Below are 5,372 nucleotides of genomic sequence, written 5' to 3'. Positions count from 1 at the left end.
CAAACTCATAGCCAATTTTGCTCCTTATGGCTTGAGCAGTTTTTCGCTGGGTCGAGACACCAACCCGTATTCGCTGCTGACGAGCGAGGCGTGGCAAGTGGAAACCATCCAGGGCGAGCGCCTTGTGGACGGCTCCATCGTAACGATGTTGTTTGATCCGGAGGCGGATAATGTTGGCAGAAGGGGAGTTTGCAACACCTATGGCGCGCCCCGCCCACTGACCGGGGAAGGCATCAGTTTCGGGCCGCCGGTCCCGGCGGAAATGGCCTGCGCCGGACCGCTAATGACGCAGAAGCGCGCTTTCCTCGTAGCGCTGCCTGGCATCACGATGTTCGGCGTTGACGAGAGCGGCGCGCTGCTGATGGATGGCCCCGGCGGCAAGCGGATTACGGCGCGGCGCCAGGGTCTATTGGCCGGGCTGGCTGCTGCGCAGGCTGCGGCGCAGGAAGCTTTCGAGCTTCAGCACCGGATTGGTGTCGTCCTCGCGCAGGTCAGCGGTAGCGGCGAGGTCGGCCTGGGTCGCGTCGCCGCTGGCATAGCCGATGATCTGTTCGACGCGGCCTTCGAGCGATTCCGTCAGCAGGCGGATCTGGTCGGCGCTGCGGTTCATGTCGGCCTTGGTGACCGGGATGCGCGAGCCGGCATCCATCATCGAAGCCTGCAGGCGGACAGTGCGCAGCGGTACGAGCAGTTCGGACGTGACTGAGCTCAGGAAGCGCGTCTTGGCGTGGCTGGCTTCATCGGCTTCCTGGCGAAGCGATTCAGCTTCCTGGCGCGCGTCTTCGATGCGCGAGACGTCCGTAAAGATTTCCACCGAGCCGATGCTTGCCACCTGGTAAGTCGCCGTCTGCCAGTAGCGATCGTGCGCGTGGACGACCCCGCCGAGGGATTCGACATTGCGCAGGGCAGGTTTGACCTTGGTGTAAAGTTCGTTTTCAAAGATCACCTTACCGTCCGTAGACAGAACGGCGAAGGCCTGCCCCGAGCCATCAAGGGCGACGTCGAGAATTTCACGAAGCTGGGTGGCTTCGTCGACCGATTTGACTTCCTTCAGATAGAGCATGAAGGCGGCGCGAGCCCCGAAGTAGATCGTCAGGATCAGGAGGGACAGGCCAATCGCTATGGCCATCATCTTGTCGTTGAAGTGAAGGATGACGTGCATACCGAGCGGAATAACAGCGCCCGCCAGGTAGCGGACAACGAGGCGCGGATTACGCGGCAGGACACACATCAGTCCTGCGGACATCGAGACCGTGAACAGGCTCGACAGGATCAGCGAATTGAACGGATCGGAGCTGATGTAGAGTGGCATGGCCCCGAACAGGAAGCCGGTGACGATGCCCATGACCTCAGAACGGTAGAGGTAGCGCCCACTGACCGATTTCGGGAGCGGGCGGCCGGCCTTCCGGAAGTAGTCGAACAGAATCAGGGCTGCGGCAATAAAATTTGATGCCGACCAGACGAAGATCAGGGTTTCGCCCGTCAGCGAGAGGACGACGTAGCCAGCTATCACCGAGTTGAAGATCGTGATCATCGCCATCAGCTGAACGGCGCGCGCAAGGTCGAGATGTTGCTGCAAGCGCACGCGCGGGCCTATGGCCGCGTCCTCATTCGGCTTGCCCGTCAGGACATACCGCAGGAAGTTGTGCGTATCGCTCATGCCCGCGTTTATGGCACGTAAACCTTGTTTTCAGGCTTGAGTGGTCTTGCTGATTTTCCAGCCCGTGTTTCCGGCCTGTTAACCTACCTGACTGCTTTGCTTACACGATCCGGCCGATTTGCCGCCTGCAGAAGCAGAGCGGTGCGGCGACCATACCGGAGGTGGACAGGCTGCCGCCAGGAGGCTCGGTTCAAGGAAGTGAGGGCATGCCCAAGTTGAAAATAGCTGTCATCGGTGGCGGCCCTGGAGGGCTGAGCGCGGCTCAGTTCATTCAGGCTTCTGGCCATCAGGCGGTTGTTTTTGAGAAGGAAAACCGGGTCGGCGGCAAATCTTTCTCTTTCAGCTCAGGCGATTCCTTCAACGAGATGGGCACCTGCTACACAACCCGGCAGCATGTGATCGTCAAACGCTGGATGAAAGCGCACGGAATCCATCTCCGGCGCCTCGGCGAGGCGCGGTATGATGATGCCCCGGTGGTCGATTACGTGAGAAAGGGGGCCGGGCCACCCCTGGTGGTGCAGGCGCTGAAATTCGTGAACGCGGCGGGCCGGCTGCGCAAACGCATCGCCGAGGCGCCCTCCGAGGCGGCGGTGCTGGCCGAGGCCTCGATGTCGGTGGACGCCTGGCTGGCGCGCCTGGATTTGCCCAAGCTGGACCTTGCGATGCATCGCATCCTGCCGGCACAGGGCTATGGCTACGCGCAGGAAGTGACCATCGGCCAGACGGTGCAGTGGTGCGATTTCGACCTGCTGATTTCCGGTGTGCTGAACGACATGCATATGCCGGTGGAGGGCTGGAGCGAGTTCTGGAACCGGTTTGCGACGCGGTTTGATATTCGGCTGGAGGCGCGGGTCGAGCATATCGAGCGGCGCGACAATAGTGTGATTGTGGTGTCCGGGGGCGGGCGGGAGCGGTTTGATGCGCTGATTTCGACGCTGCCCATGGACGAGTTTGCTCGGCTGACGGACCTGCTGCCGGCGGAGCAGGCGATCCTCGACGGGGTGGAGTGGCAGAATTACACGACGACGCTGGTCTCGTCGAAGAACTGGTTCACGGGCGCGCAGGTGCATGGCTATTCGCTCGCCTGCAAGGACCCGTCGCTGCGCGGGGCGATGCTGGGCTCGCGCCGGGAAGGTGACGTGATGGAGGATGGCGCGCGGCTTTACGTGACGGGCCAATTCTCCAACGGCCTGACGCCGCCGGAACTGCGCCAGATCCTGCTGTCGGATATCGAGCGGCTGGGTGTGCAGGTCGAGACCGTGATCTATGCGCGGACCTGGAAGTATTTTCCGCAATACCGCGCCGACGCTGTGGCCGATGGCCTGTTCACGGCGATGCGCGAGGCGCAGGGCGGCAAGCGGACATGGTTCAGCGGCGCGACCTTCTCGCACGAGCTGGTTTCATCCGTGGTCGAACGGTCGCGCTTGTCGGTGCGCGACCTGGTGCAGCGGGCCGGTTAGCCTGCGGCGGCGTAGTAATCCCGCCAGCAAGCCTGGCCGGTTTGGTTATAGGCCCGCATCTGGTCGACCATGCGGAGGAAATCCGACTGGTTGCCAAGCTCGGCCGGCAGCAGCGGATCAAGGTTGATCAGGCGCAGTACGGCCTGGCCGACCAGCAGCGTTTCGCGGGCGGCGGCGTCGGCGGGCTGGCCGGGCAGGCGCGCAAGGCTCTGTTGCAATACGGTTATCGCGGCGGCGTAGTTGGCGGCGAGCGCCTCCGGTGACCAGAGGGCGGGCCAGTCTTCCGGCGCATCGCCTGCAATCGCGGCGGCGCGCAGGAGTGTCAGAGTTTCATCGGCGCCGAGGGCAAGAAGGTCGGCGCGCTGCTCCTTGAGGCTGCCGGCGAGGTTGGCCGGGCGCACCCAGATGGCGGACGGGGTTTCGCGGAAGCCGGTGAGCGTGAGAGCGCGTTCGCGGGCGCGCAGCTGCTTGCGGTCGCTGCGACCGAGATAGTGGGTGAGAGCGATCAGCCAGTCGCCGTTCCAGGGCGCGAGCTTACGGCGGACATTCTGCCAGTCCTGCAGGCGGCGCGTCAGGGCCTTGGCACGCGGACCCGGCATGTAGAGGCCGCGGTCCGGGCTTTCGAGCAGGCCTTCCTTGATCAGCCGGGTGACGGCGACCCGGAGGGCGGGGGCCTCAATGCCGAACAGAGCGGCGGCATTGATGAGGCGCGCAATCGATTGCCGCCCGGCCCTGGCGCCGCTGATCAACGACAGGACGAGGGCGCGGGCCGAGACGTCTTCCGGGGCGAGGGGCTTAAAATCGAACATAATTTGACATTATATGATATAACGTGTAATAAATCACTAAAGAAGATGCGGAGGAAACGCCCATGGCCAACGATCTCAAGCTTTCGGACGCCTTGTCAAAAGACGAGTTGCGCGGCCTGCGCAAGAAATCGGACCTGCGCGCGGCAGCCTCGTTTGTGTTTACCTGGGGGCTTATTGCGGCTGCGTTCGCGCTTGCGATTATCTGGCCGAACCCGCTGACGATCCTCCTTGGCATCATCATTCTCGGTGGACGCCTGCTGGCGCTCGGCGTGATGAACCATGACTGCGCGCACCATGCCTTTTTCAAGAGCCAGAGGGTGGACGAATTTGTCGGCCACTGGCTGTGCGGCGCGCCGCTGAACACCTCGCTGCCCGCCTACCGGGCGTATCATCTTAAGCATCATAAGTATGCCGGAACCCCGGATGATCCGGACATCGGCTTTGTGAAGAATTATCCTGTGCCGGCCGAAAGCCTGCGCCGGAAATTCATCCGTGACCTGACGGGTCAGACGGGCTACCGCGACACGCTGCGCAAGATCCGGAATTTCAAGCTGTCGAAGAACTGGCCCTGGCTGGCTTTCCATGTGGTGCTGCTGGGTACGCTGACGCTGGCGGGCGCGCCCTGGGCGTATCTGATGTGGTGGGCGGCCGAGCTTACCGTGTATCCGGCAATCGTCCGCCTGCGGCAGATCGGCGAACATGGCACCTCAAAGGACCGCACGAGCCTGGATGCAAGGCTGAATACAGGCACGACAGTTGCGCCCTTCTGGCAGCGCGTGTTCATTGCGCCGAACGACGTGAACTATCACCTTGAGCACCACATGTTCGCGAGCATTCCGCCATACAACCTCGGCAAGCTGCATCGGCTGCTGGCCGCGCGCGGCTATTATGACGGCTATGAATGCATCTCGCGCGGCTATGGCGATGTGCTGCGCCGCGCGGTGCGGCCGGAGGGCGCGCGGATGGTGGCGGCGGAGTAGACACTCACCTTCCGTCACTGCGCGCCAGGAGGCGAGAACCTTCCGGACCTACATCGGTTCCGAACGATACGGCGCGAGGTCCGGGAAGACGGGCTCGCGCTTCTCGGCCCGGGCGGCGAAGGCTTCGGCCATGTGGGTGGGCGGGAACATCGCGGCGTTCCAGATGCCGATATAGTCCAGCGTATCGGCGGTGGTGTGATCGCGGCCGTAATTGATCAGCACTTTCGAGCCGGTAACGGCGACGGGGTTTTTCGACGCGATCTCGCGGGCGGTGGCCATGACGCCGGAAATGAGATCTTCGTGCGTGTCATAGATGTCGTTGACGAGGCCGATCTCTTTCGCTTTCGCCGCGTCTATGCGGCGGCCCGTATAGGCGAGTTCCTTGACCCAGCCTTCCGGGATATAGCGTTGCAGGCGCGGGAAGGTGCCGACATCGGCGGTCATCGCGATATTGATTTCCATA

The 5,372-nt window shown here is 62.8% G+C and carries 5 protein-coding genes and 1 pseudogene; 3 read left to right on the top strand and 3 right to left on the bottom strand.

Annotation, left to right across the window (positions count from 1 at the left end):
* Positions 1–31: 31 nt before the first annotated feature.
* Positions 32–367, top strand: a pseudogene (locus WEA77_RS04770) (META domain-containing protein); the annotation flags it as partial.
* Between the two features lie 39 nt (positions 368–406).
* On the opposite strand, the gene WEA77_RS04765 reads toward WEA77_RS04770, so the two are convergent.
* Entirely contained in the window at positions 407–1,660 is a 1,254-nt protein-coding gene (locus WEA77_RS04765) for a hypothetical protein (RefSeq protein ID WP_368066720.1), read from the bottom strand.
* Between the two features lie 206 nt (positions 1,661–1,866).
* Here WEA77_RS04765 and WEA77_RS04760 point away from each other — a divergent pair, with 206 nt between their 5' ends.
* Entirely contained in the window at positions 1,867–3,120 is a 1,254-nt protein-coding gene (locus WEA77_RS04760; protein ID WP_368066719.1) for an FAD-dependent oxidoreductase, read from the top strand.
* On the opposite strand, the gene WEA77_RS04755 is transcribed toward WEA77_RS04760, so the two are convergent.
* Positions 3,117–3,929, bottom strand: a complete 813-nt coding sequence (locus WEA77_RS04755; RefSeq protein WP_368066718.1) for a hypothetical protein — start codon at positions 3,927–3,929, stop codon at positions 3,117–3,119. The two genes, WEA77_RS04760 and WEA77_RS04755, sit on opposite strands and share 4 nt — an antisense overlap.
* Before the next feature lie 62 nt (positions 3,930–3,991).
* On the opposite strand from WEA77_RS04755, the gene WEA77_RS04750 reads away from it, so the two are divergent.
* A complete protein-coding gene (locus WEA77_RS04750; protein ID WP_368066717.1) occupies positions 3,992–4,909 on the top strand; it encodes a fatty acid desaturase family protein in 918 nt (305 codons plus the stop codon).
* A 48-nt stretch (positions 4,910–4,957) separates the two neighbouring features.
* On the opposite strand, the gene WEA77_RS04745 is transcribed toward WEA77_RS04750, so the two are convergent.
* On the bottom strand, positions 4,958–5,372 hold a 415-nt coding region (locus WEA77_RS04745), incomplete at its 5' end, for an enoyl-CoA hydratase-related protein (protein WP_368066716.1).

Source organism: Hyphomonas sp., from assembly GCF_040882205.1.
Classification (GTDB): Bacteria; Pseudomonadota; Alphaproteobacteria; order Caulobacterales; family Hyphomonadaceae; genus Hyphomonas.
The sequence above is the reverse complement of the archived record's forward strand: the minus strand, read 5'-3'. Positions and strand labels throughout refer to the sequence as shown.

Excerpts from the sequence above, each read along its gene's own strand:
- WEA77_RS04760 (WP_368066719.1), top strand. The coding sequence starts at position 1,867 with ATGCCCAAGTTGAAAATAGCTGTCATCGGTGGCGGCCCTGGAGGGCTG.
- WEA77_RS04750 (WP_368066717.1), top strand. The coding sequence starts at position 3,992 with ATGGCCAACGATCTCAAGCTTTCGGACGCCTTGTCAAAAGACGAGTTG.
- WEA77_RS04765 (WP_368066720.1), bottom strand. The coding sequence starts at position 1,660 with ATGAGCGATACGCACAACTTCCTGCGGTATGTCCTGACGGGCAAGCCG.
- WEA77_RS04755 (WP_368066718.1), bottom strand. The coding sequence starts at position 3,929 with ATGTTCGATTTTAAGCCCCTCGCCCCGGAAGACGTCTCGGCCCGCGCC.